Origin of the sequence: Streptomyces sp. GbtcB6, assembly GCF_019091475.1 — a bacterium.
GTDB lineage: Bacteria > Actinomycetota > Actinomycetes > Streptomycetales > Streptomycetaceae > Streptomyces > Streptomyces hyaluromycini.
Map to the genome: position 1 here is coordinate 1 of NZ_JAGXJL010000291.1, position 270 is coordinate 270.

Consider the following 270-nt stretch of genomic DNA (forward strand, 5'->3'; position numbering starts at 1 on the left):
CACAATGGACATTCACTAAAGAAGCTCTGCAAAATAGAGAATTGAAGGTGCATAAGCTTTGCAGAATGAAGAAACAAGGTTGCAAAAGCTCTGCAAAACAAAGAGCAAAGTTGCAAAATTTGTATAGAGATAAAGCAAGAGCAACAATCAACAAAGCAAGTATAGTAGCAGGGAAGGAGAGGTGGTTGAGAGAAAGAGTTGTGGAGCAAGAGATGGCAGAAGATCGATTAATTTTCACCACTGCCAATTTCCTAGAGTTCCCCTATTTGT

General features: G+C 39.3%; 1 protein-coding gene. It reads left to right on the forward strand.

What is annotated here, in order from left to right:
* Positions 1-65: 65 nt before the first annotated feature.
* Positions 66-270: hypothetical protein (locus KVT45_RS55365; protein WP_217562717.1), on the forward strand; the 205-nt coding region annotated here is incomplete at its 3' end.